Genomic DNA, 25,318 nt, shown 5'->3' with positions numbered 1-25,318 from the left:
TTCCGTAACCTTAGAGCGCTTCCGCGCCCGAAATGATTTCAATGAGTTCCTTGGTGATCTGAGCCTGGCGCTGACGATTGTAGGACAGTGTCAGCTTGTTGATCATTTCACCGGCATTGCGCGTGGCGTTGTCCATCGCGCTCATCTTGGCACCCATTTCACCGGCAACATTTTCGAGCAGAGCCCGGAAAACCTGCACCGAAATGTTGCGCGGGATGAGATCGCTGAGGATCTCGCCCGCATCTGGCTCGTATTCGTAGATCGCCGCAGCGCCAGCTTCCGTCGATTCCGCCTCTGCCGGAGCGGCAGCGGGGATCAGCTGAAGCGCGGTCGGGACCTGGCTGATGACCGACTTGAACTCAGAGTAGAACAGCGTGCAGACATCGAACTCGCCCTTTTCGAACAGGCCGATGATCTTCTTGCCGATCAGATCGGCATTTTCAAAGCCGATCTTCTTGACTTCACGCAGGTCGACGCGATCGATGATCAGCGACGCGAATTCGCGCCGCAGGATATCGAAGCCCTTCTTGCCGACGCAGACGATCTTGACCGTCTTGCCCTCCGCGAGCAGCCTGCGAACGTGGTCGCGGGCAAAGCGGGCGATCTGGCTGTTGAAGCCGCCGCAAAGTCCGCGTTCCGCCGTGCAGACCACGAGCAGATGCGTCTGGTTCTTGCCGGTGCCTGTCATCAGGCGCGGCGCGCTGTCATCAGAACCGACAGCGGCTGCGATATTCGACAGAACCGCGCTCATGCGCTGCGAATACGGGCGAGCCGCTTCGGCCGCCTCCTGCGCACGCCGAAGCTTCGCCGCGGCGACCATTTTCATCGCCTTGGTGATCTTCTGCGTCGCCTTGACGGAGGCGATCCGGTTCTTCAGATCCTTAAGTGAAGGCATCCGTTATTCCGTCCTTAATGGAACCCGATCAAGCGAAGGATTTCGCGAAGGTGTCGAGAGCAGCCTTGAGCTTGCCCTTGACGTCGTCGCTGATAGCCTTGTCCTTGCGGATAGCTTCAAGAATGTCCTTGCCTTCGGACCGCATGTACGACAGCAGACCCTGCTCGAACGCGCCAACCTTGTTGACGGCGATCTTGTCGAGGTAGCCGTTGACGCCCGCGAAGATCACGGCGACCTGCTCTTCCGTCTTCAGCGGCGAGAACTGCGGCTGCTTCAGGAGTTCGGTCAGGCGTGCGCCGCGGTTCAGCAGGCGCTGCGTTGCAGCGTCGAGGTCCGAACCGAACTGGGCGAAGGCGGCCATTTCGCGATATTGGGCGAGTTCGCCCTTGATCGAGCCGGCAACCTGCTTCATCGCCTTGATCTGTGCGGCCGAACCAACGCGGGAAACCGACAGGCCGACGTTCACGGCCGGACGGATACCCTGGTAGAACAGGTCCGTTTCAAGGAAGATCTGGCCGTCGGTGATCGAGATCACGTTGGTCGGGATGAACGCCGAAACGTCGTTACCCTGCGTTTCGATGACCGGCAGAGCGGTCAGCGAACCGGCGCCCTTTTCATCGGAAAGCTTCGCAGCGCGCTCGAGGAGACGCGAATGCAGATAGAAAACGTCGCCCGGGTAAGCTTCGCGACCCGGCGGGCGGCGCAGCAGCAGCGACATTTGGCGATAGGCGACGGCCTGCTTGGAAAGGTCGTCGTAACCGATCAGCGCGTGCTGACCGTTGTCGCGGAAATATTCACCCATCGCAGCGCCGGCAAACGGCGCGAGATACTGCATCGGCGCCGGATCGGAAGCCGTCGCAGCGATGATGATCGAGTACTTCAGCGCGCCGCGCTCTTCGAGCACCTTGACGAACTGGGCAACCGTCGAGCGCTTCTGGCCGATAGCGACGTAGACGCAGAAAAGCTTTTCGGCTTCCGGACCGTTGTCGTGGATCGCCTTCTGGTTCAGGATCGTGTCCAGAATGATGGCGGTCTTGCCGGTCTGGCGGTCGCCGATGACCAGCTCGCGCTGGCCGCGGCCAACCGGGATCAGGGCGTCGATGGCCTTGAGGCCGGTCGACATCGGCTCATGCACCGACTTGCGCGGGATGATGCCCGGAGCCTTGACGTCAACGCGCGAGCGCTGCGTGGCATTGATCGGGCCCTTGCCGTCGATCGGGTTGCCGAGTGCGTCGACGACGCGGCCGAGCAATTCCGGACCAACCGGAACGTCAACGATGGCGCCGGTCCGCTTGACGGTGTCGCCTTCCTTGATCTCGCGGTCGGCACCGAAGATAACCACACCGACATTGTCGGCTTCAAGGTTCAGCGCCATGCCACGGATGCCGCCCGGAAACTCGACCATTTCGCCCGCCTGGACGTTGTCGAGACCGTAGACGCGGGCAATACCGTCACCGACGGAGAGCACCTGGCCAACTTCGGAGACGACTGCCTCCTGGCCGAAGTTTTTGATCTGATCTTTGAGAATTGCGGAAATTTCCGCGGCGCGGATATCCATCAGCCGACCTCTTTCAGTGCAAGCTTAAGGCTCGAAAGCTTTGTGCGAAGGGAAGTGTCAATCTGGCGGGACCCGACCTTGACGATCAGACCACCGAGAATAGAGGGTTCAACCGTGACGTTGAGCGTCACATCTTTGCCGGTGACGCTCTTCAGCGCCGCCTTCAATTCAGTCTGTTGCGCGACCGACAGGGCATGCGCGGAAGTCACGTCGGCGGAAACTTCGCCACGATGACGGGCGGCGGTTTCGCGATAGGACTTCACAATGCCGGGCACTGCGAACAGGCGGCGATTGCGCGCAACCACCTTGAGGAAATTGCCAACCAGACCCGTGATACCGGCCTTCGCGACGAGCGCGGAAATGGCCTTGAACTGGTCGTCGGCAGAAAAGATCGGGCTGACGATAAGGCGCTTGAGGTCAGCACTCTCGTTGATCAGCGACTGGAACGTGTCCAGATCCGCCCCGACGCTCTCCACCTGCCCCGCTTCCAGCGCGAGATCGAAAAGCGAAGACGCGTACCTTTCTGCAACACCTGAAATAAGCTGGGATGTGTCTGCCACGGGCACAAGCTTCTCTTATTTTAATTCAAGCGCGATGTCTGCGGAGAACCGTAAACCCAACACCTTGAATTTGTTGCTATATTTTTTGAGTTTAGCAAGCCTGTCGGCTTGTTTCCCCCACAAGTCGCGGTTCGTCTAGCATAGGATATCTGGACTCGCAACACGCGAACCGCACGAATGCGCTCAAGTTTGGCCGGTTTGGCCAAATTTTGACAAAAACGGGGTATGAACTGGCGAGGTTCGCGCTGCAAGCGCCGTTTGGACGTTTCAGATGAAGCCGAATACATAGGCCAGGGGCAAGCCCGACAGCACGACCTGCACGATCAGGAACACCCAATTCACAACCGTATTGCCGCCATCCGACAGCATCGACAGGATGCGCCCGAAGGCCGCAAGCGCAAAGGCGGCCCCCAGCGCCAGATAGACCATCGGCTGCGCGAGAAGAATGGCCGCGATCCCCAGCCCCAGCGGAAACCCGCCCAGAGTCGAGCGCGCCTCGGCATACCCGCCCCGTCGTCCCTCCCGCAGGTCAAGGCCGAGCGCGCGAAATGCAAACCCCGGCGCGAACAGGAAGATGAGGCCGATCACCGACGTGGCTATGGCCGCGCAGAACGCCAGGAACTCTCCCGTTTCGGTTGGAATATAGAGTTCCATGCCTACCCCTTTGCATGCTCATCGGCCGATTCGCTTATCGCACAGACGGATTTGCCCGGAAAGACTATGGCATTTCCGCATCCACCTGAAACTCAAGGCATTATCCCTTTTCGGAGAAAACCGTGGCAAAAAGGGATAATGCGTGGATCGAGCGCGACGAAAGACGATCACAGAAAACTCTGCGGATCGATATCCAGCTGGACGCTGACCGAGCCGCGCATCTTCGGGCCGTTGGCCAGCATGGTCTTGACGAAGGCCTGCATGTCGCTGTTGCGGCGGCCGTGGACCAGAAGCCGGAAACGGTGGCGGCCGCGGATCAGCGCCAGCGGCGCTTCGGCCGGGCCGAGAATGCTGATGCCACTGACGCGGGGAGCCGCCTGCCGCAAGCCCCGTGCGTGCCCTTCCGCATCGACCCGCGTATCCGCCGAAATAATCACCGATGCCAGCCGGCCGAATGGCGGCAGCAGTGCCTTTTCGCGCTCGTTGATCTCGCGGTCGTAAAACGCCTCGGAATCACCCGAAACGATAGCCTGCATCACCGGATGTTGCGGCTGGTAGGTCTGCAGCAGGCCGAGGCTCTTCAATCCCGTACGTCCGGCGCGTCCTGTCACTTGGCTCAACAGCTGGAAGGTGCGCTCTGCCGCACGCGGGTCGCCGTTGGCAAGGCCGATATCGGCATCGACGATGCCGACGAAGGTCATCATCGGGAAATTGTGGCCCTTGGCCACCAACTGCGTGCCGACGACGATATCCGCCTCGCCCTTGGCGATGGCCTCCAGTTCCAGCCGCAGCCGCTTGACGCCCATCAGGTCGGAGGAAAGCACGATGGTGCGGGCATCGGGAAAATGCCGGTCCACCTCTTCGGCGATTCGCTCGACGCCGGGCCCGCAGGCCACGAGATGATCGAACGTGCCGCATTCCGGGCAGGCTTCCGGGGTCTTTTCGGCATAACCGCAATGGTGGCACTGGATCTGGCCGCGAAACCGGTGCTCGACCAGCCAGCTCGAACAATCCGGGCACTGGAACCGGTGGCCGCAGACGCGGCAAAGCGTCAGCGGCGCGTAACCCCGTCGGTTAAGAAAGAGCAATGCCTGCTCGCCGCGCCCGACGGCCTTGCCGATATGGTTGAGCATGACCGGCGACAAGAAGCCGCCACGCTGCGGCGGATGGCGGCGCATGTCGATCAGGCCGAGATCCGGAAGCGCGGCGTCGCCAAACCGGGTCGGCAGATGGATCGGCTTGTAGCGGCCGAGATCGCCGTTCACCCGGCTTTCGACCGAGGGGGTCGCCGAGACCAGGACAACGGGAAATTCGCCGATCCGGGCCCGCACCACCGCCATGTCGCGCGCATTGTAAAAGACGCGATCTTCCTGCTTGTAGGCCGGGTCGTGCTCCTCGTCGACAATGATCAGGCCAAGATTCTCGAAGGGCAGGAACAGGGCCGAGCGCGCGCCGGCAACGACGCGCACGCCGCCTTCCGTCACCTGCCGCCAGACCTTCTCGCGGGTTCTCGGCGCAAGGTCGGAATGCCATTCGGCCGGCTTGGAGCCAAACCGATCCTGAAAACGTTCGAGGAAACTCGCGGTCAGCGCGATTTCCGGCAGCAGGATCAACACCTGCTTTCCCGCCTTCAGCGTCGCGGCGATCGCCTCGAAATAAACTTCCGTCTTGCCGGATCCGGTAATGCCGTCGATCAGCGCCACGGAAAAGCCGCCCGTTTCGACACTATCAAGCAGATCCTGCGCCGCCTGTTTCTGCGGCCCTTCGAGCCGCGGTTCGGCATAATCCGGATCAGGGGCGGCCACGACCGGTGGCGGTGGCATGAACACTGTCTCGAACACGCCCTGCGCCGTCAGCCCATCGACGACGCTCGACGACGTGCCCGCCGCATGGGCAAGCCCTGAGCGCGTCCAGGTAAAACCGTTGTCGGCGACCGCGATCACCCGCTCGCGCGCCGAGGTCAGCCGCTCGGGCCGCATATCCGTCAGCCGCAATCCCTCGACCATCGGCTCGGGATCGAAGGCGGCCGGGGCGCGGAGCGCCATGCGGGCGACGAGCCCGGGCGGCGACACGGTATAGGTCGCGACCCAGTCGAGAAAGGCGCGCATGTCCTTGGCCAGCGGTGGACAGTCGAACGCCCGGGTGATGGCCTTCAGCTTCTTCGGATCGACGGCGTCATCCTCGGCGCCATCCCAGACGACGCCCAGCACCTGACGGGGGCCAAGCGGCACCTGGACGATGGAGCCCGGCCCCACCGCCATTCCCTCCGGCACCACATAGGAGTATGCTTTGGGGGCCGGCATGGGCACCAGAACGGGCACGACCCGGCGGGCAAACAGGTCGTCAAACAAATCGGTCGAATCTTCAGTCATCGCCCGTGACCTTGCCTTCGGTTTGCGTTAAAGGAAACCCCGAAACAACAGCACAGCCGCGTGTCCCAAGGGAGAATTCCATGAAGTTTTTTGTCGATACAGCCGATGTAAAAGAAATCCGGGAACTGAACGACCTGGGTCTCGTGGACGGCGTGACGACCAACCCCTCGCTCATCCTGAAGTCCGGCCGCGATATCCTTGAAGTCACCAAGGAAATCTGCGGCATCGTCGAAGGCCCGGTTTCGGCCGAAGTCGCCGCCACCGACTATGAGACGATCATGAAGGAAGCGGCCGTCATTTCGAAGATCGCCGACAATATCTGCATCAAGCTGCCGCTGACGCTCGATGGCCTCAAGGCCTGCAAGAACCTGTCATCCGATGGTCACCTGACCAACGTGACGCTGTGCTTTTCGGCCAACCAGGCGCTGCTCGCCGCCAAGGCCGGCGCAACCTTCGTTTCGCCCTTCATCGGCCGTCTCGACGATATCGCGATCGACGGCATGGACCTGATCCGCGACATCCGCCAGATCTTCGACAATTACGGCTTCGAGACCGAGATTCTCGCCGCCTCGGCCCGCACGGTCAACCACATCAAGGAAGCAGCCCTGATCGGCGCCGACGTCGTCACCGCGCCGCCGGCAACGCTGAAGGCGCTGGTCAAGCACCCGCTGACCGAAGCAGGCCTTGCCACCTTCCTCGCCGACTGGGCCAAGACCGGCCAGAAGATCGCCTGACCGATCCGATATCCCTGAATTGAAAGAGGCATCCCCACTCTCCGTCATCCTCGCCCTCGTGGCGGGGATCCAGCGACCCGACGTCCGTCGGGTCAAAAGACTCTTTCAGCCCAACGACGGGCTGGCTGGGTTCCCGTGACAAGCACGGGAAAGACAGAGAGGAGGTGGCTCCGCACATCCCAAATGACGTCCGAAGTCGCGGAAAGATGACTTTGTCAGCAGTCTGAAGCCCGCGAGACGATCGCGGGCCTTTCCTGGGCGGTATCTTCAGGCCGCTTTTCTTTTGCGGCCCTCCACCGTGCCGGAGACCTGGAAACGTCCGGCCGCGCTGTTCAAATCCTGCACCTCATCGCTGAGTTCACGGCAGGCGGCATTGGTCTCTTCGACCATCGCGGCATTCTGCTGGGTCATCTGGTCCATCTGGTGCAGCGCCGCATTGATCTCCGACAGAGCCGCGGTCTGTTCGCCTGCGGCAGTCACGATGCCGCCGATCAGGCCGTTCACCTGCCGGACATGCTGCTCGATGCCGATCAGCGCCGAACCGGTTTCGTTGACGAGATGCACGCCGCCGGCCACTTCCTGTGTGGACGCCTCGATCAGCGCGGTGATCTCGCGTGCGGCCTTTGCCGAGCGTCCGGCCAGTTCGCGCACTTCCTGGGCGACGACCGCGAAACCCTTGCCGGCATCCCCGGCCCGCGCCGCCTCGACACCGGCATTCAAGGCGAGCAGGTTGGTCTGAAACGCGATCTGGTCGATGACGGTGATGATCTGGCGGATTTGCGCCGACGAATCGGCGATGCGCTCCATGGCGGCAACCGCGTCGCGAACGACGATCGCCGACTTTTCCGCACCATCCTTCGCCACCTCCATCACCGCACTGGCTTCTCGCGCCCGCTCGGCGGAATTTTTCACCGTCACGGTGATTTCATCGAAGGCGGAAGCAGTCTGCTCCAGCGAAGCCGCCTGCATTTCGGTGCGCTTGGCGAGATCGTCGGTGGCACCGGCGATTTCCAGTGAATTGGTCCTGAGCCGCGCCGATGTATGAAGCACGGTCGAAATCGTCTCGGCCAGCCGTTCGACGCTGCCGTTGAATTCCGTCCGCAACGCCTCATACTCTGCGGCGAAGGATTGCCGGATCCGGATCGATAGGTCGCCATGCGACAGTCGCTCCAGTCCGTGGGACAAGGCCTCAATGACCTGCAGCCGCCCGGCTTCCTCGGCCGCCTTCTGCTCGCTCAACGCCACGTCACGCTCGCTCTGCCTCTGGCGCTCGTCCTCGGTACGCTGGCGGGCATTGCGACGCTCGATCGCTGCTTCACGGAAGATGGCGACGGAATTCGCAACATCACCGATCTCGTCGGAACGGCCGGCATAGGGCACGTCCTGATCGTAATCGCCGGAGGTCAGCGTCTGCATGTAGGACGACATGGCGGCCAGCGGCTGGACGGCGCGGCGTCGGAAGAACCAGAGGCCGGCAAGCAGCAGGCAGACCGAAGCTGCCGAGCTGATGAACGCGGCCGCGGACAGTGTGCCCGTGTCGGCGGCAGCGGCGGCTTCCTGCTCCTTCAGGAAGGTGTCGGCCATGGCGACGAGTTCGTTGACGGCGGTTTCGTGGTGATGAAAACTCGTCTTCAGGTCGCCCAGCGCGCGCTCGGCCGCCGTCAGGTCATTTGCTTGAAAGGGCGCCAGAAACTTCTTGTCCATGACTTCCCAGTAGAGATCGCCGCGCGCCAGCACGTCGTTTTCCAACTTGGCCATCAGCGTGGCAGGGGCGGTCGAGGCCTTCCAGTAGACCCGGCGATCCTCGAAGGCTTTTTTGAGGACAGCGATCTTGTCGAGATTGGCCTTGGCGAATTCCGGATTTGAAACCGCCTCCATCGCCAGCATGTAGGATTCGACGGTGTAGAGCGGCGGCGGCAGGATGTCGGCGATCAGGTCCTTGCCATAGATGATTTGCGTATAGACCGGGCCGTTGACCCGCAACTTGTTGAAGGCATAGGTCTTGATGCCGATCGACAGGACAAGGCCGACAATCACGATGGCACCGAAAATAAGCAGTCCGCGAGCAATGGTAAACTTCATGCAATCCCCCAGCCAAAAAATCCTCGCAACGAAAGAGGTCTCCAGCAGGCGCGGGACAGTCATCGATGCAAGCCTGAAAAAACTCCGGATTTCATCCGGCACGGAGCGTCCAGCATCATGCAACCGGCCCTCCCTCAACGAGAAGACCAGCACCCTCCTGATGATGGTTAAATTATAATATAATTATTACGCCGTGATTAACTGTATTAGCGATTCGCGCTGTGGTTACATTCAGTTGGGAAGCCTCAAGGAGAACCGAGGGCTTTCACTCATCTCCTTCCATCATCTTCTTCCATCATCCCCGTCAGCCGCATCCCTTCGATCCAGGTCGCGCCGTCGGTGCGGATGACGCGTTTGCGGCGGGTGCCGCAGCGGGTTTCGATCTCTGAAGCCAGCGCCTCCGAATGGGTGACGATCCAGATCTGGCTGTCGGCGGTGGCGGTGGCGATCATGGCGGCGAGCGCCGGCAGCATGTCGGGATGCAGGCTCGTTTCCGGCTCGTTGAGCGCAATGAAGCGCGGCCGGCGGTAGGAGAGCAGCGCGCCGGCGAGGGCGAGAAAGCGCATCTGCCCGTCCGACAGTTCGCGCGGCGAAAACTGCCGCTTTGGAAAATCCGGGAACACCAGCGAAAATTCGGCGAACTCCATCGGTTCCGGGATGACGAGCCGCGCGCCACCGAAGGCATCGGCAATCGCGCGGTCGAGATCGACGGTGTCATCGCGGGTATGGCGCAGCGTCGCAAAGACCGCCGCCAGGTTTGAACCGTCCTCGTCCAGCATCGGCGCCGTGACGGCAAGGCAGGGCGAGCGCAACGGCGAGTCGCGATCGGTGCGAAACCCGTGAAAGAAGCGCCAGCCGTCGATCACCCGCCGCAGCGTCCCGACCTCCGGATAATGACCGGCGTCGCCGAGCAGCGCGATGGCAGTTTCCGATGTCAGCGCCTGTTCGGGATAGTCGCTCATGCGGCCGGTTTCGTTGCGCACCTGGATCAGCGGCCCTTTCCGCTTCATCATGACGACGGCGCGCCGCCCGGCATCGGACGCTCAGTTCCTCCTCCTTGATCTGCGGCTCGAAGACAAAGCCGGCCATCAGCGGCGGGCGCAGGCCGCATTCGATCCGGTAGAAGAACGTTGCGGCGCGGTCCTCGTCCAGCAACTCGACCTCGAGCTTCACCCTTACCGGATCGCCGCTCCGGCGCATGCCGCTCCACAATGCCGACGCCATGCCACCTTCGCGAGCTATCTCGTATGCCAGCCGGCCGCGCACGGCAGCCTGCACCAGTTGCAGGGCGCGGTAGAGATTGGACTTGCCGACGCCGTTTTCGCCGATGAACAGGTTCACACCGCCCATGTCCATGCGAATGGATTTCAGCGAACGGTAATTGGCGGCGAACATGGATCGAATCTGCATGGCGCAGATTTTAGACCATAGAAGCAGACCGTGGAACAGACGAGCGGAACGGCGCATCGCCATCAAGGGCCAGATCGAACACCGTGTGCCGCTCCAGCGCCTGCGTCACCTCGGCGGGATCACCATCCAGCGCCTCGGGCTGGATCAGGGTGCCAATGGTGAAATCGAAGACATCGCCCTTCTTGTTCAGAAGCTCGTGGAAGACAGTCATGTCGCGCAGTTCGGTCGACCATTTGGCCAGCCAGTAGAACAGGCCGGAATTGCGCGCCGCCATGTGAACGGGGAGGATCGGCAGATTGTACTTGCGGGCAAAGCTAACGGCCGACGTCTTCCAGGGGCGTTCGTTCAGCCGGCCATCGGCCCAATAGGCGATGCGGCCGGAGGGAAACAGCACGGTCGCCTTGCCGTCCGAGATTGCCCGGTTGGTCACCTGCAACGTCTCGCGCGCCTTCAGCTTGCTCTTGTAATCCTCGCGCCATTCGACCGGGATGACCATCTCGACAAAACGCGGGTTGACCCGGATGGCATCGCGATTGGCAAAGAACATCATGTCGGGGCGGCGGTCCTTCAGGAGATCGAAGACGGCGATCCCGTCGGCAATGCCGGTCGGGTGGTTGCTGACCATCAGGAAGCCGCCGCTCGGAGGGATACGCTCGGCATTGCGCACACGGATATCGAGCGACAGGATTTCACTCAAATGCTGGAAAGCCTGAAAACCCGGCAGGTTGGCGACGCCATCGGCGAACTCGATCGCCTTGCGGTAATTCAGAAGCGTATAGAGAAACGGCCGCACGACAGGCCAGAGCGGATGTTTGACAATGCGCTGGCCACGCTCGGCGATCAACGTATCGACGATATGCCCGGGCTGTCCTTGCGAGACCAGCGCGACCGTCTCTGCGAAATGCGTGAAACCGCCTGCCAAATCCCGTCTTGCCATCGTGCTATCCGCTATGTTCGGCTGAGCTATCGCAGGTGAATATGATCCCACCATGACAAATTCCAAGGGCGTTAGGAAAAACATAACGGCCCCGCGCGCAGAGTCCGACCGATTATCTATCGCGGAGCAGCTGAGTGAATGAACTCCTGATCATTGGCCATCCCGAGCTGATGGCCGAGCGCCAGAAATGGCTGGCGAGCCTCGACAACGAGCGTCGCCTGTCCGGCAAGACCGTCGAGGCCTATGAGCGCGACACACGGCAATTCCTGCATTTCCTCACCGGACATCTGGCCGGCCCGGCAAATCTCAGCGACATCAGCGCACTGCGACCGGGCGACCTGCGCGGCTTTCTCGCCGCCCGCCGCCGCGATGGTGCCGGTGCCCGCACGCTTGGACGCGGCCTTGCCGGTCTTCGCTCCTTCCTGCGGCATCTGGAAAAGAAGGGTTTGGCCAACGCCGCAGGCGCCAGCGCCGTGCGCTCGCCGAAACAGCCGAAATCCCTGCCGAAGCCGCTGACCGCCGCGGATGCGCTGACGGTGGTGACCAATGACGCGCAACTGGCCGAGGAGCCCTGGATCGCCGCCCGCAATGCCGCCGTATTGACGCTGCTCTACGGCTGCGGCCTGCGCATTTCCGAAGCGCTCGACCTGACGCCCGGCAATTTCGCTGGTGCGCCGACGTCGCTGCGCATCCACGGCAAGGGCGGCAAGACCCGCATCGTGCCGCTGATCACCGTGGCGGTCGATGCTATCAGGACCTATCAGACGCTTTGCCCCTACCATCTTGACGAAGACGGCCCGCTGTTTCGCGGCGCCAGGGGCGGCAAGCTGCAGGCAGCGATCATCCAGCGCGAGATGCAGAAGATGCGCGGTGCGCTCGGCCTGCCCGACACCGCAACCCCGCATGCGCTGCGTCATTCCTTCGCCACCCACCTGCTCGCCGGCGGCGGCGATCTCCGGACCATCCAGGAACTGCTCGGCCATGCCAGCCTGTCGACCACGCAGGTCTATACCGGCGTCGATTCGGCCCGACTGCTGGAAATCTATGACCGCGCCCATCCGCGCGCTTGAATTTCAGCCACGAACCGCTGTTAACCATTTTTATTAAGCCGGTCGTGAGCCTTGCGCCGCTAGGGTTCTCGCAATCACCGAAATAGCGCGGACAGGACGGATCATGTTCCAGCAGTTTATAAAACCGGCATGTGAGATCGCGCAGCGACTGGGCGACAACGTCCTCGCCCTGATCGCGACCCTGCATGTGCTGTTTGCGCTCAGCCTGATCGCGACGCTGCTGTCCCTCTCGCCGGCCCATGCGGCGAGCGATGGTTCCTGTGGCGGTAAGGATCTGATTGCGGAAATGCAGACCTCCGATCCCGTGCGCTATGCCGGATTGCAGAAGGAGGCGGCTGCCATTCCGAACGGCAAGGGCACGTTCTGGAAGATCGAGAAAGCCGGCGTCCCGACGTCCTATCTGCTCGGCACCATGCATGTGACCGATCCGCGTGTCCTGGCGATGCCTAAGGGCGCGGCGACGGCCTATGAGACTTCGAAAACCGTCATCGTCGAATCCGACGAAGTTGTCGACGACCGCAAGGCGGCGGCGACCATGATGATGCAGCCGCAGCTGATGATGCTGACCGATGGCAAGTCGATCAAGGATTTCCTCAAGCCCGAGGAAGAGCAGAAGCTCGCCGAAGGCCTGAAGGAGCGCGGCATTCCGCTGGCCGCCGTCTCCAAGATGAAACCCTGGATGATTTCCAGTTTCGTCGCGCTTCCCGCCTGCGAAATGAGCCGCAAGGCCGCCGGCGCCTCCTTCCTCGACAAGAAGCTGGCCGAGGACGCCGTGAAGCAGGGCAAGACGCTGAAGGGTCTGGAAACCATGGTCGAGCAGTTGCAGGCGATGGATTCGCTGCCGATCCAGTTTCACCTGCAGGCCCTGATCGAGACGCTCGAACTCGGCGATACCATCGCCGACGTCATGAAAACCACCACCGATCTCTATCTCGCCCAGGAGATCGGCATGATCATGCCATTGATGAAATCGGTCTCCGAGGAAAAGTCCCAGAGCGCCAATGACGGCTATGCCGATTTCGAGCAGCGCATCGTCACCGATCGCAACAAAACGATGGCGACCCGCGCCAGGCCGATCCTCGATCAGGGCGCCGTCTTCATGGCCGTCGGCGCGTTGCACCTGCCGGGCAAGGACGGGCTGATCGAACTGTTGCGCAAGGACGGGTTCACCATATCGGCCGTGAACTGAATACAGCAAATCCTCCCCGCGCGGTCTCCGCCGTGGTTTCGACACTCGATCATTCGGACGGGGCACTGGAAATCGCCTCTAACGAATGAAAAATGACTGACGCCTTCCAGCGCCCCGTTTGGCGTTCTCTCGGGAGCTTTCCTCCCTACAGACCCCGACTTCGGACCCTCTGCCTCGGGATGATTGCGTTTCGTCGCTCTCCGGGACCGGCATTCAGCAACACAGCCCGGTACGTCACGCATCCTTTCCCGACATGTGTGCCGCACAGGCACGCCCACCCCATAAGGACGGAGGGGGTCCATGTTCCGGGGGCTCTCCTTCCGTTCCGCCTGACGTTCGGGATCAAGACCCCGAGGCTTTCCGTGGAGCGCCAGCCCTGCCTCGCCGCAAACGTCTTGCGGTGTATCCGCGACAGGACGGGATGATCATGGCACGGGAATGGAGGGCGGGGATGGACGGGGATGAAATTTTTTTGTGGGCGGCAGGCTCAAGGGCCATGAGAATCTCCGCTGTGGGGCCGCAGGTGGACTGGCAACCTTCCGGTGAACGGATTCGCCAAAATTACGGCCCTGCCTTCGGCCGCTTGCGACCGACGAATCCTGCCATCTCGATGTATGCACCGGCAATCCGGATTCGAGCTAACGATGGCTGATTGCTTGAACGATTGCCTCGGCAACCCGGCGCGCCCGTGCTTCAGACAGCGTTGCTCGGTGCTGGGCTATCAGAAATGGATTTCGAAACAGGATCGTAGCGTCTTCAAGCAAGATCAGCGCGTCTTCCGCCTCTGTTTCCCCGGTGAGCGCGGCAACCGCGGGGCGGATGATTTCCCGCAAGCGGCCGACGTGGCGGGCAATCGCCTTCGCCTCTCCGCTGGCGAGACGCAGATAGGCCAGGAACAAAGTCGGGTCGGCGTCGTATCGCTGGCATTTGGCGCGCATCGTTTCCAGAACCCAAGCGGCCACCTGTCCATCCGGTTCGGACTCCGCCATAACAGCGGCAGCGACTTCATCTTCCACCCCGGCAAACCAGTTTTCAGCCAGCATGGAAATGAGCGCTTGCCGGTCCGGGAAGTAGCGATAGCTGTTGGATTGCGACATGCCGAGACGCGCGGCGACATCGGCCAATGCCAGACGCGTACCGCCATTTGATCGCAATATTTCCTCCGCCGCCGTCACAAAGCGCCGACGCATGAGCGTTTTTTCGACAACAGGCCGAGACATGGCTTAAATCCAGCGGCGTACGCGCGCGCGATACTGCCTGTATGGGTCACCGAAGGCCCGCTCGGCAGCGTTTTCCTCAAACGGGATATACCACCAGTTGGCGGCGATAAAAAAGACGAGGGGCATCAACAGGCCCGCCCAATGCCCAACGATCAATGCCGCCCCCAGAACCAACAGGAGCATCGAGAGATACATGGGGTTTCGGCTGTACGCGAAGAGGCCATCCGTCACGAGATTGCGCGGCGTATCAAATGTCATGATCTCCGCACTGGCCCTGGAAAACTGCCTGCGCGCGACCGCAAGGCCGATCAGCGCGAGAGGGACGCATACCCATCCAATCATTGCTGACGAAACTGGCAAGGGGTCAATCGGCTGTTCGACGCGGGACAGCGCAAACAAAGCAATCAGCAGCAAGCCAACAAGCACTGGCGGCAGAAGGCGGCGCATTGAGACTCTCCATAAAATGATAGATCGACTGAAGTTATCATTTTTATCGAAGGTGGCAAGCATGGTCAGCTCGTTCCGCAATGGCGGCGAGGATATGCCGGGAGCGGGACGGCAGGAACGCGCCGGCGGGGCATATTTACGGCCCCCTCTTGCACAGGCGCCGCCTCTCTGCCTTGTTGCTCCCCTATTCTGCGTGGCGAAACTGATTCGTATCGAGCGATCAGCCCGCCGCAGCTTTATCCCGAGGAACACGACGCATGAATTTCAAGAAGCCCGAAATCTCGGAAATGAGACCGAAGATCACAGTCATCGGCGTTGGCGGCGGTGGCGGAAACGCCATCAACAACATGATCACCGAGGGCCTGCAGGGCGCCGAGTTCGTGGCAGCCAACACCGACGCGCAGGCCCTGACCATGTCGAAGGCGACCCGGCTGATCCAGCTCGGCGCGCAGGTGACCGAAGGCTTGGGCGCCGGTTCGCTCCCGGACGTCGGCCGCGCGGCGGCGGAAGAATCGATCGACGAGATCATGGACCATCTCGGCGGCACGCATATGTGCTTCGTCACCGCCGGCATGGGCGGGGGCACCGGCACGGGGGCGGCCCCGGTCATCGCGCAGGCCGCCCGCAATGCCGGCATCCTGACGGTCGCCGTCGTCACCAAGCCGTTCAGCTTCGAGGGCAAGCGCCGCATGCAGGCGGCCGAGGAAGGCATCGAGCGGCTGCGCGAAGCCGCCGACACCGTCATCGTCATTCCCAACCAGAATCTCTTCCGCATCGCCGATGCCAAGACCACCTTTGCCGATGCCTTCGTCATCGCCGACCGGGTGCTCTATTCCGGCGTCGGCTGCATCACCGACCTGATCGTCAAGGAAGGCCTGATCAACCTCGACTTCGCCGACGTGAAATCGGTGATGAAGGGAATGGGCCGGGCGATGATGGGCACCGGCGAGGCGAGCGGCGACAGCCGCGCCTCGAAAGCCGCCGAAGCGGCGATCGCCAATCCGCTGCTCAGCGAAGTGTCGATGAAGGGCGCCAAGGGCGTGCTGATCTCGATCTCGGGCGGTTCCGACATGACGCTGTTCGAGGTGGACGAGGCTGCGACCCGTATCCGCGAGGAAGTCTATGAAGACGCCGACATCGTCGTCGGCGCGATCTTCGACAAGAGCCTAGACGGCGTCTTCCGCGTCTCGGTCGTGGCAACAGGCCTTGACGCCCAGGCGCCCGGCGCGGATGCCGGCGCCGTTGCCGCACAGCCAGAGCAGGTCCGGACGCTGCAGTAGGGGTCGACCGTCCCAGCGGACGAGACACCCCCTTTTGGCAGGGCTATCGCCTATGGAAAAGTCCCCTCCCCAACCCCTCCCCACAAGGGGGAGGGGCTTAACACGCCGCTCTGTCCGTGCCTGAAACGAGGGCTGGCGGCTGGGTTTCTCCCCCCTTGTGGGGGAGATGGCCGACAGGCCAGAGGGGGTCTTTTTCCATAGGCGATAGCCCTGCCACAAGGGGGGGGTAGGTCTCCTCGACCTCAGGGCAAGCGGTTGGAAACGTCTTAGATACCGCCAAAAACGTTCTCAGTTCACCGCTTCGGCCAACTGTGCCGCCGGATCAAAGCGCACCCGAAACGCGCTGACGGGATGGGCGATGTTCTTGACCTTGAGGAAACCGAGGTCGTCGAAATTGAGGTCGCGCTGCTTGCGGATATGATCGCGCACGCCGCGGGAAATGCAGATACCGCCGGGCTCGGCCATCGGCTCCAGCCTTGCCGCGACATTCACCGTATCGCCGAAGATGTCGCCATCCTGGACGATGACATCGCCGACATTGATGCCGATGCGGAACAGCAGGCGCTCGTCCTCCGCCACATCCGCACTCTCGGCAATCATCACGCCCTGGATCTCGACGGCGCAATCGATCGCCGACAGTGCACTGGCAAAGGCGACGAGTACGCTGTCGCCGGCGGTATTGACGATGGTGCCGCTATGGGCGGCGATGATCGGGTCGACCCGGTCGCGAACATCCTTCAGGCGCGACAGGGTGCGGCTTTCGTCTTCCTCCATCATCCGGCTGTAACCGACGATATCGGCAGCGAGGATGGCGAGCAACTTGCGGTCGAGATGCTGCAGCAGTTCATCACGCGAGGCTTCGGCCGACCGTGCCCGCCTGAGCGTCGCACGCACCGCGATCAGCCCCATCAGCCCGGCCAGAAACGCCAGGCCGATGACCATGAACTCCAGGACGAAGCCGGCGCGGCGGGCCTGGTTGGACCGGACCGCCATCAGGCTTTCCTCTTCGGCCCGCATCCGCTCCAGCACATCGCGCACGCCGTCCATCAGCACCTTGCCCTGACCGGCTCTGAGGACGGCAACGGCCGCCCCTTCGTCACCGGCGCGGTGGCGATCGACGGTCTGGCGCAGTTCCGAGAGTTTCTGCGTCGCCAGCGAGCGCAACACCGCGATATTGCCATCCTGCCGGCGATTGTCGGCGACCCCCTCGCCCAGCGCCTCGACGCTGGAGTTAATGGCGCTGACGGCTTTCTCGTAAGGTTCGAGATAGAAGGGATCGCCGGTGAGGAGATAGCCGCGCTGGCCGATCTCGGCATCCTGCAGCTGGGACTGGACGACCGAAATCAGCCGCTCGTTGCGAACGGTATGCGCCACGGCTTCATCCGCCGCCTGCCCCTTTTTCGAGACCCAGAAGGAGGCGCCGAGCAACAGGACGATGAAGATCACGGTTCCGGCGGTGATCAGCCGCAGGTTCTGCCGAGCCTCGTAGCCGACCCTTCGAATAACCGTTGAAGCCTTGCGTTTCTGCGATCTCGGCGCGCTGATATCGGATGCCACAGGTTCCTGCCATTCCACCCCGGCACCGCTTGCGCCGTTTGCCGGAGATTGGCGCTGAAACGCGATTTTTACAAGGGGTCCCCGCCTGTTCGCGCTGGACCTAAGCTGGGGTGATCGGCGATTAGCCGGCAGCCGGTTTCGACCGGGACAGCCGCGACAGCATCGTGCGGACGATCAACCGGTGAAACGGGGTGATCAAGGCGATGTAAATGCGGCCGAACAGGATCTTGCGGCGGACCAGCGTCGTGATGCTGACCCGCTGCGCCAATTCTCCGGCCGGGCTGACATCAATGACGATGCGGAAATCCAGATGGGTATCGTCAAAGCCGAGCACCGCCTGTTGGCTGGTCTCGGACACGATGGGGAAGAAGCCGATCATATCCGCCTTGCCGTCCGCCCCCGAACCCTTCAGGCCGAAGGGGCTGACAATGGCGTTGCGAACCACAAGCAGGGCGCGAACCCAGCCCGGAAAACGACCAAGTCCGCGTTTTGCGAGAGACATCGCCGTCGCCGACTGGCCCGGCACCAGACGCTCGTAGCAATCCGCCCAGTCGGCGAGCGGCAGGGCGGAATGCGGCAGGGTGACGGGAACAGAATGGGTGCGCTGGGGCATGGCGGGCTCCGTTGGATCAAACGATCCTAAAGCGCCCGTTGAATCCCCGCAAAGGGGCCGATTGTCACGGCCCCCAGACTACTGACAAAGTCATTTCCTGACGCCACTGAAGGTCGCTTGGGTCATTCTGTGGCTACCATTTCCTCCCTCATCAAGTCAGTCGTGCATCGGCGGCTTCATATTCCTTGAGCCTTGCATTTGCGATGACGACGATGTGTCGCATGAGGGCGCCGAGGGCTGTCATCTTTGATTTTCCCGCGGCCAGGAGGCGTCGGTATATGACGGCGAGGTGGCTTTTGCTGTGGCTTGCGGCCATGGCGGCGGTGAAGAGCAGCGGGCGGAGCTGGCGGCGCCCGCCGGTGGCAAATCGCCGTCCTTTATAGGTGCCGCTGTCGCGGGGATGCGGCGCACAGCCGGCGAGACTTGCGGCCTGCCTGCGGTCGATCTGGCCCAGTTCGGGCATGAGGGCGAGCAGGACGGGAGCGATCACCTTTCCGATGCCTGGGACACCGCGCAGGATCGCCTGACGCTCCTTCATCCGGCGGTTGCCGCTGACGGTCGCCTCGATCTGCCGGTCGATGGCATCGATGCGCCGCTTGATCTCGGCGACATGCCCGGCGATTTCGCGCGCGATCGGCTTGTTGCGCGGCGCCTTCAGCCGGTTTTCTTCCTGCACCCGCATGGCAACGAGGTCGGCCCGGCGTGCGACCAAAAGCTTCATGCGCGCGTCCTGTGGCTCCGGCGCCTGGAAGCGCGGCAGCGATTTTGCCCGCAGGAGGCCGTATTCGGCGATATGGCGGGCATCGATCGGGTCGGTCTTGGCCATCGTGCCGCAAGAGCGGATGAAGGCCTTCACCCGCGCGGCATCGGCGCGGTGGGCCGGGATGGCCAGGCTCTCCAGAACGCGCAGCAGTTCGTCTTCGTAACCGCCGGTCGCCTCGCAGATGGCAAGCATGCCGGTGCGTCCGGCATAGGGCTTCAGAGCCGCCTTCAGAGCAGCTGTCGTGTTGGAGACGGTGAGAGTTTTCAAGGTGCGGCTGTCGAAAAGGGTGACGGTATCCTTGGCGACATCACAGCCGAGGGTGGACTGGATTTCATCGGCATTCGCGATCATGATGGGGCTCCATGCTTGGCATTGTCTGCGGGCGCGGTGAAAACCGGCCCATTCAAGTCAACAAGCGATGCGAAGCTGGTGCGCTCACGGCCCAGGATGAGGCCGGTCGTCAAGACCTATTCCTGTTCGGGCGCGTGACCGCATCATGCCCGGGGTGGCCACCCCGGGCATGATCCAGCTTCACCCCATTAAAGCATGATTCAGACAGACAATTCCTGTGCTCGTCACAGGAATCCAGCCAGCCAGTCCTTGGGCTGAAAGAGTCTTTTGACCCGACGGACGTCGGGTCGCTGGATTCCCGCCACAAGGGCGAGAATGACGGAGGGGTGGGTTGCCACGTCCTCAAACAACCAGCTTTGGAGTTTATCAACAGTCTGAGGGGCCGATTGTCACGGCTCCTGCGCTTGACCTTACATATGGATCGGCTTGGCGAAGGTTGCGAGTGCGGCTTCCTTGACGGCTTCCGACATGGTCGGATGCGCGTGGCAGGTGCGGCCGAGGTCTTCGGACGAGCCGCCGAATTCCATCAGGACAGCGATTTCGTGGATCATTTCGCCGGCGCCGAAGCCGATGATGTGGCCGCCGAGAACGCGGTCGGTTTCCTTGTCGGCGAGGATCTTGACGAAGCCGTCGGTGGCCAGGATGGCGCGGGCGCGGCCATTGGCGGTAAACGGGAACTTGCCGACCTTGTAGGCGATGCCTGCCGCCTTCAGTTCTTCCTCGGTCTTGCCGACGGAAGCGACTTCCGGCTGGGTGTAGACCACACCCGGGATGACGTCATAATTCACATGGCCGGCCTGCCCGGCGATGATTTCGGCGACGGCGACGCCCTCGTCCTCCGCCTTGTGGGCGAGCATCGGGCCGCGAACGACATCACCGATCGCATAGATGCCGGCAACGCTGGTCTGGAAGTGATTGTCGATCTCGACGCGGCCGCGCTCCAGCGTGATGCCGGCTTCCTCGAGACCGAGGCCGGTCGTGTAGGGACGGCGGCCGGTGGCGATCAGCACGACATCGGCGTCGAGCGTCTGTGCCTCGCCGCCCTTGACCGGCTCGAAGGTCACCTTGGCGCCGGCGCCGGACTTCTCGACGCCGGACACCTTGGCGCCGAGCTTGAAATCGATGCCCTGCTTGGCGAGCATCCGCTGGAACTGCTTGGAGACTTCGCCATCCATGCCGCCGAGGATGGTATCGAGATATTCGACGACCGTCACCTTGGCGCCGAGACGCGACCAGACCGAGCCGAGTTCGAGCCCGATGACGCCGCCACCGACGACGATCATGTTGGCCGGCACCTTTTCCAGCGCGATACCGCCGGTGGAGGAGACGATGATCTTCTCGTCGATCTCGACCTCGACGCCGGGAATGCCGGCCACGTCGGAACCGGTGGCGATGACGATATTCTTCGTTTCGAGAACTTGCTCCTCGCCCTTGTCACTGGTGACGGAAACCTTGCCGGCGCCGAGCACCTTGCCGGTGCCCTGAAAGGCATCGATCTTGTTCTTCTTGAAGAGGAAGGCGACGCCATCGACGTTGGACTTCACCGTCGCATCCTTGTGGGCCATCATCTTCGACAGGTTGAGCGTCGGGGCGGCCACTTCGACGCCGAGGGCGTCGATGCCATGGGCTGTCTGGTGAAACACTTCGGAGGCGTGCAGCAGGGCCTTGGACGGAATGCAGCCGACATTGAGGCAGGTGCCGCCATAGGTAGCGCGCTTCTCGATGACGCCGACCTTGAGGCCGAGTTGGGCCGCCTTGATGGCGCAGACATAGCCGCCGGGGCCGGTGCCGATAACGATGAGATCATAAGCCATGGAAAAGTCCTTCCTGAGAGCGGCTATCGTCCGCCGCTGACGTTGAGTATGGCGCCCGTGACATAGGACGACGAAGGGGAAAGCAGGTAGAGAATGGCGTCGGCAACCTCCTGCGCGGTGCCCGGCCGTTTCAACGGAATGGTCGGCGACATTTCCCGCGCGCGGTCGGGAAGACCGCCGGATGCGTGGATGTCGGTATCGATGATGCCCGGCCGAACCGCGTTGACGCGGATGCCGTCGTCGGCAACCTCGCGCGAAAGCCCGATGGTAAAGCTGTCGATCGCGCCCTTCGAGGCGGCATAATCAACATATTGTCCGGCCGAGCCGAGAACGGCGGCCATGGACGACAGGTTGACGATGACGCCGCCCTTGCCGCCATGGCGCACCGACATGCGCCGCACCGCAGCGGCAGCGCAGAGGATCGAGCCGGTGACGTTGACGCGCAGCATGCGCTCCAGCCGTTCCGGCGTGATTTCATCGATCCGCGCCGGCATGCCGACAATGCCGGCATTGTTGACGAGCCCGTCGAGCCGGCCGAACGCTTGGTCGACGGCGGCAAAGATCCCATTGATTCCCGCCTCGCTGCCGACATCGCCCTCGACGGCAATCGCCGTGCCGCCGGCCTCGGTGATCTCGGTCACGACCGCATCCGCCGCCGGGCGGTTGGAGGCATAGTTGACGACGACGGCCCAGCCCTGTGCGGCCGCCGACAGGCAGACCGCCGCACCGATACCCCGGCTGCCGCCGGTGACGAGCAGAACAGGCAGATCACTCGATGTCATGACGCACACCCCTTGAAGGTCAGCACATCCCAGGGCGCGACGGTCGCCTTGCCCCAGATGGACGAGTTGCGAATGGCGGGGCCGAAATCGGGCAGCAGCAGCTGGGCCACCGCGTTCACGCCCTCCGCCGGCAGGGACCCGACCGTGCCGTCGTTGCCGACCGAATAGATGACACCTTCCCACACCGTGCAGGCGGCGATGTCATCGCCGGTGATATCGCCTTCCGGGCAGTTGTTCATGATCATGCCGTTGGCCCGAACGGGTTCGCCGGACTGCATGACGATGCCGTCGAGGACGAGATCGGTCTTGGCGACTACGACCTTGAAATGGTTACTGGTGGCAGCGCTCTGCGAACCCACCGGCTCGAAACGCAATTCATAGGCACCGGCCGCATCGGCGTAGATGGCCCGTTCCTGCAGGCAATCCGCGGCCATGGCCGGCGAGACCGCCAGCAGGGCAACGAGAAGCGATGCGGGACCAGCGGGCGACATGCTCAGGCGGCCTTCTCGGTGGCAAGCTTCAAACCCAGCGCGATGAAGACGAGGCCACTTGCGCGGTCGATCCACTGGCTGGCGCGCGAAAAGGCAGCGCGCATCTTCGGCGTCGTCATGAACAGGCTGACGCCGACGAACCAGGCGATCAGGCAGCTTGCCATCACCAGTCCATAGCCGAACTTCACTGGAATGGGGGTGTGAGCGCCGACCACCGTCGAAAAGATCGACAGGAAGAAGAAAACCGCTTTCGGGTTGAGCGCATTGGCGGCGAAGCCGAGACCGAAGGCCTTCAAAAGCGATTGGCGCTTCACGCTTCCGGCGGCGCTCGCGTCCTCCACCGTCATGTCCGTTTTGCCGGCTCTCAGCGCCTTGATCCCGATATAGAGGAGATAGGCGACACCGCACCATTTGACGATGTTGAACAGGGTGATCGACTGCGAGATGATCAGCCCGAGACCGAGGATCGTATAGGTGACATGGAACATCAGAGACGTGCCGACGCCGAACGACGTAACGATGGCGGCGCGGCGTCCGCTCATCAGCGACTGGCGCATGACCATGGCGAGATCGGCGCCGGGAGAGACGATGGCGAAGGCAAAGATCGCCATCAGCGAGGCGAGTTCGATGAGATAGGGATGCACGGTATTTTCTCCGGTTCCGATATCGTCAGAAGATAAGCACGGCCGTCATGACGAGCAAGCCGGCAAGTGAGCCGAGCCAGACGAGCGACCGGATATAGGGAATGCCTGCCAGATAAAGCGGAATATAGACGATCCGGCAGACCAGCCACATCCACGCGCCGCTCAGCCCCCAGCCGCTGAGATCGCCGGTAATCGCAAGCGACAGCGCGAGGCCAATGAAGGCCGGGTAGGTCTCGCGGAAATTGGCAAAGGCGCGTTCCGCACGGCCGGCGAAGATACCGGTTGGCCGGCGCTGCTCGTCACGAGCGCTGGCATTCCAGGCCGATCCGAGCTCCAGCGTCGCGGGAATGCTCTGCAGGCCAATATGGACGGCAAGCACCACCACGCTCCATGCGACGAGTGTGATGAACGGCGATACGGCCAGAACTGCTGCGTCCATTGAAGGCTATTCCCTGTTGATCGACCGGCTCGGATCGTGAGCCAACTTCTCATCGCGAGACTGCCCCTCACCCTAGCCCTCTCCCCGCATGCGGGGAGAGGGGACGACAGCATTTGCCGCTTGTCCCTTCTCCCCGTTAAAAACGGGGAGAAGGTGGCCGGTAGGCCGGATGAGGGGCTTTTCGCCAATCGAGATTATTACAGATCGAGAACCAGGCGTTCCGGATCTTCCAGGCTTTCCTTGACGCGAACGAGGAAGGTGACCGCTTCCTTGCCGTCAACGATACGGTGATCGTAGGAGAGCGCGAGATACATCATCGGACGGATGACGATCTGGCCGCCGACGACGACCGGGCGATCCTGGATCTTGTGCATGCCGAGAATGCCGGACTGCGGCGCGTTGAGGATCGGCGAGGACATCAGCGAACCGTAGACACCGCCATTGGTGATGGTGAAGGTGCCGCCCTGCATGTCGCCCATGCCGAGTGCGCCGTCACGGGCGAGCTTGGCGAGACGGCCGAGTTCCTTCTCGACGCCGGCGATCGACATCTCGTCGGCATCACGGATAACCGGAACGACGAGGCCCTTGTCGGTGCCGACGGCCATGCCGATATGGCAGAAGTTCTTGTAGATGATGTCGGTGCCGTCGATCTCGGCGTTGACCGAGGGGATTTCCTTCAGCGCGTGGGTCACGGCCTTGGTGAAGAAGCCCATGAAGCCGAGCTTGACGCCGTGCTTCTTCTCGAAAATGTCCTTGTACTTGGTGCGCAGACTCATGACCGCGCTCATGTCCACCTCGTTATAGGTGGTGAGCATGGCCGCCGTGTTCTGCGCATCCTTCAGGCGCCGGGCAATGGTCTGGCGCAGGCGGGTCATCTTGACGCGCTCTTCGCGCGGCGCATCCTCGGCCGACGACGGGCCGCGCGACACGGCCTTGACCGGCTCGGAAGCGGCAGGCGTCGAGATACCCTTGGCAACGGCGGCGATGACATCGCCCTTCAGCACCTGGCCACGCTTGCCGGAACCATCGACCTGATCGGCCGAAAGGTTGTTTTCAGCCAGCATCTTGGCGGCGGCAGGCGCTGCCGGCATGGCGGAGGCAACCGGGGCTGCGGCAGGTGTTGCCGCCGGAGCAGCAGTAGCCGGAGCAGCGACCTTCTTTTCAGCGGCGGCAGGCGCAGCGGCTGCAGCGCCGGCGGCGTCGATCTGGCCGAGCAGTGCGCCAAGACCGACGGTTTCGCCGGCGGCGGCAACGATCTCGGAGAGAACGCCGGCTGCGGGCGCGGGAACCTCAATGGTCACCTTGTCGGTTTCGAGTTCGAGCAGCGGCTCATCAGCTTTGACGGTGTCGCCAACCTTCTTGAACCAGGTACCGACGGTGGCTTCGCTGACGGATTCGCCCAGGGTGGGAACGCGGATTTCTGTGGCCATGATATTTATCGTCCGTTGATCGGGTG

The 25,318-nt window shown here is 62.4% G+C and carries 23 protein-coding genes and 1 pseudogene; 4 read left to right on the top strand and 20 right to left on the bottom strand.

The genetic code is table 11. The annotated features are described in order from the left end of the window. Positions 1-10: 10 nt before the first annotated feature. The 5 genes from ACST81_RS03920 to ACST81_RS03900 form a co-directional block, all read right to left on the bottom strand. Positions 11-895, bottom strand: coding sequence for a F0F1 ATP synthase subunit gamma (locus ACST81_RS03920; protein ID WP_438751536.1), 885 nt, complete (start codon positions 893-895; stop codon positions 11-13). A gap of 28 nt (positions 896-923) precedes the next feature. Next, positions 924-2,453 carry a F0F1 ATP synthase subunit alpha gene (atpA, locus tag ACST81_RS03915; RefSeq protein WP_438751535.1) on the bottom strand — a complete coding sequence of 510 codons (1,530 nt, stop codon included), beginning with the start codon at positions 2,451-2,453 and terminating at the stop codon, positions 924-926. Continuing rightward, positions 2,453-3,019, bottom strand: a complete 567-nt coding sequence (locus tag ACST81_RS03910) for a F0F1 ATP synthase subunit delta (protein WP_438751534.1) — start codon at positions 3,017-3,019, stop codon at positions 2,453-2,455. The genes atpA and ACST81_RS03910 overlap by 1 nt, the downstream gene beginning before the upstream one ends. Before the next feature lie 261 nt (positions 3,020-3,280). After that, positions 3,281-3,667 carry an AGROH133_08824 family phage infection protein gene (locus tag ACST81_RS03905; RefSeq protein WP_438751533.1) on the bottom strand — a complete coding sequence of 129 codons (387 nt, stop codon included), beginning with the start codon at positions 3,665-3,667 and terminating at the stop codon, positions 3,281-3,283. 167 nt (positions 3,668-3,834) lie between these two features. Beyond that, complete coding sequence (locus tag ACST81_RS03900; protein WP_438751532.1) at positions 3,835-6,039, bottom strand: primosomal protein N'; 2,205 nt, start codon at positions 6,037-6,039, stop codon at positions 3,835-3,837. Between the two features lie 80 nt (positions 6,040-6,119). Between ACST81_RS03900 and fsa the strand changes: the two genes are divergently transcribed. Then, the gene (fsa, locus tag ACST81_RS03895) at positions 6,120-6,773 is read left to right on the top strand and encodes a fructose-6-phosphate aldolase (protein ID WP_438751531.1); all 654 of its coding nucleotides are present in this window, start codon (positions 6,120-6,122) and stop codon (positions 6,771-6,773) included. 267 nt (positions 6,774-7,040) lie between these two features. On the opposite strand, the gene ACST81_RS03890 is transcribed toward fsa, so the two are convergent. From ACST81_RS03890 to ACST81_RS03875, 4 genes and pseudogenes are all read right to left on the bottom strand, one after another. Then, a complete protein-coding gene (locus tag ACST81_RS03890) occupies positions 7,041-8,855 on the bottom strand; it encodes a methyl-accepting chemotaxis protein (RefSeq protein ID WP_438751530.1) in 1,815 nt (604 codons plus the stop codon). 269 nt (positions 8,856-9,124) lie between these two features. After that, the gene (locus ACST81_RS03885) at positions 9,125-9,817 is read right to left on the bottom strand and encodes an AAA family ATPase (protein WP_438751529.1); all 693 of its coding nucleotides are present in this window, start codon (positions 9,815-9,817) and stop codon (positions 9,125-9,127) included. 1 nt (position 9,818) lies between these two features. Continuing rightward, positions 9,819-10,205: pseudogene (locus ACST81_RS03880) on the bottom strand (AAA family ATPase); the annotation flags it as partial. A gap of 70 nt (positions 10,206-10,275) precedes the next feature. Continuing rightward, positions 10,276-11,202: a GNAT family N-acetyltransferase gene (locus ACST81_RS03875; RefSeq protein ID WP_438751528.1), complete on the bottom strand. Its 927-nt coding sequence runs from the start codon at positions 11,200-11,202 to the stop codon at positions 10,276-10,278. A gap of 134 nt (positions 11,203-11,336) precedes the next feature. Here ACST81_RS03875 and ACST81_RS03870 point away from each other — a divergent pair, with 134 nt between their 5' ends. Continuing rightward, on the top strand, positions 11,337-12,272 hold the full coding sequence (locus ACST81_RS03870; RefSeq protein ID WP_438751527.1) for a tyrosine recombinase XerC: 936 nt from the start codon (positions 11,337-11,339) through the stop codon (positions 12,270-12,272). A gap of 103 nt (positions 12,273-12,375) precedes the next feature. Continuing rightward, positions 12,376-13,461: a TraB/GumN family protein gene (locus ACST81_RS03865; protein ID WP_438751526.1), complete on the top strand. Its 1,086-nt coding sequence runs from the start codon at positions 12,376-12,378 to the stop codon at positions 13,459-13,461. Positions 13,462-14,099: 638 nt separating this feature from the next. On the opposite strand, the gene ACST81_RS03860 is transcribed toward ACST81_RS03865, so the two are convergent. After that, positions 14,100-14,585, bottom strand: a complete 486-nt coding sequence (locus ACST81_RS03860) for a TetR/AcrR family transcriptional regulator (protein WP_438751525.1) — start codon at positions 14,583-14,585, stop codon at positions 14,100-14,102. Positions 14,586-14,684: 99 nt separating this feature from the next. Further along, entirely contained in the window at positions 14,685-15,191 is a 507-nt protein-coding gene (locus ACST81_RS03855; protein ID WP_438751524.1) for a methyltransferase family protein, read from the bottom strand. Between the two features lie 194 nt (positions 15,192-15,385). Here ACST81_RS03855 and ftsZ point away from each other — a divergent pair, with 194 nt between their 5' ends. Beyond that, entirely contained in the window at positions 15,386-16,408 is a 1,023-nt protein-coding gene (ftsZ, locus tag ACST81_RS03850; protein ID WP_438751523.1) for a cell division protein FtsZ, read from the top strand. A gap of 288 nt (positions 16,409-16,696) precedes the next feature. Here ftsZ and ACST81_RS03845 read toward each other — a convergent pair whose 3' ends face one another. From ACST81_RS03845 to odhB, 9 genes are all read right to left on the bottom strand, one after another. Beyond that, on the bottom strand, positions 16,697-17,965 hold the full coding sequence (locus ACST81_RS03845; RefSeq protein ID WP_438751522.1) for a CHASE3 domain-containing protein: 1,269 nt from the start codon (positions 17,963-17,965) through the stop codon (positions 16,697-16,699). A gap of 121 nt (positions 17,966-18,086) precedes the next feature. Further along, complete coding sequence (locus ACST81_RS03840; RefSeq protein WP_438751521.1) at positions 18,087-18,578, bottom strand: DUF2867 domain-containing protein; 492 nt, start codon at positions 18,576-18,578, stop codon at positions 18,087-18,089. A gap of 151 nt (positions 18,579-18,729) precedes the next feature. After that, positions 18,730-19,692, bottom strand: a complete 963-nt coding sequence (locus ACST81_RS03835; protein ID WP_438750411.1) for an IS110 family transposase — start codon at positions 19,690-19,692, stop codon at positions 18,730-18,732. Positions 19,693-20,102: 410 nt separating this feature from the next. Continuing rightward, on the bottom strand, positions 20,103-21,506 hold the full coding sequence (gene lpdA / locus ACST81_RS03830) for a dihydrolipoyl dehydrogenase (protein ID WP_438751520.1): 1,404 nt from the start codon (positions 21,504-21,506) through the stop codon (positions 20,103-20,105). A gap of 23 nt (positions 21,507-21,529) precedes the next feature. Next, a complete protein-coding gene (locus tag ACST81_RS03825; RefSeq protein WP_438751519.1) occupies positions 21,530-22,288 on the bottom strand; it encodes an SDR family oxidoreductase in 759 nt (252 codons plus the stop codon). Continuing rightward, positions 22,285-22,779, bottom strand: a complete 495-nt coding sequence (locus ACST81_RS03820; RefSeq protein WP_438751518.1) for a hypothetical protein — start codon at positions 22,777-22,779, stop codon at positions 22,285-22,287. The genes ACST81_RS03825 and ACST81_RS03820 overlap by 4 nt, the downstream gene beginning before the upstream one ends. Before the next feature lie 2 nt (positions 22,780-22,781). Continuing rightward, positions 22,782-23,423: a LysE family transporter gene (locus ACST81_RS03815; RefSeq protein WP_438751517.1), complete on the bottom strand. Its 642-nt coding sequence runs from the start codon at positions 23,421-23,423 to the stop codon at positions 22,782-22,784. 25 nt (positions 23,424-23,448) lie between these two features. Next, positions 23,449-23,862, bottom strand: a complete 414-nt coding sequence (locus ACST81_RS03810) for an MAPEG family protein (RefSeq protein ID WP_438751516.1) — start codon at positions 23,860-23,862, stop codon at positions 23,449-23,451. 197 nt (positions 23,863-24,059) lie between these two features. Continuing rightward, complete coding sequence (gene odhB, locus ACST81_RS03805) at positions 24,060-25,292, bottom strand: 2-oxoglutarate dehydrogenase complex dihydrolipoyllysine-residue succinyltransferase (RefSeq protein ID WP_438751514.1); 1,233 nt, start codon at positions 25,290-25,292, stop codon at positions 24,060-24,062. Between the last annotated feature and the right edge of the window lie 26 nt (positions 25,293-25,318).

This window comes from Pararhizobium sp. O133, from assembly GCF_051669845.1.
Taxonomy (GTDB): domain Bacteria; phylum Pseudomonadota; class Alphaproteobacteria; order Rhizobiales; family Rhizobiaceae; genus Pararhizobium.
The sequence above is the reverse complement of the archived record's forward strand: the minus strand, read 5'-3'. Positions and strand labels throughout refer to the sequence as shown.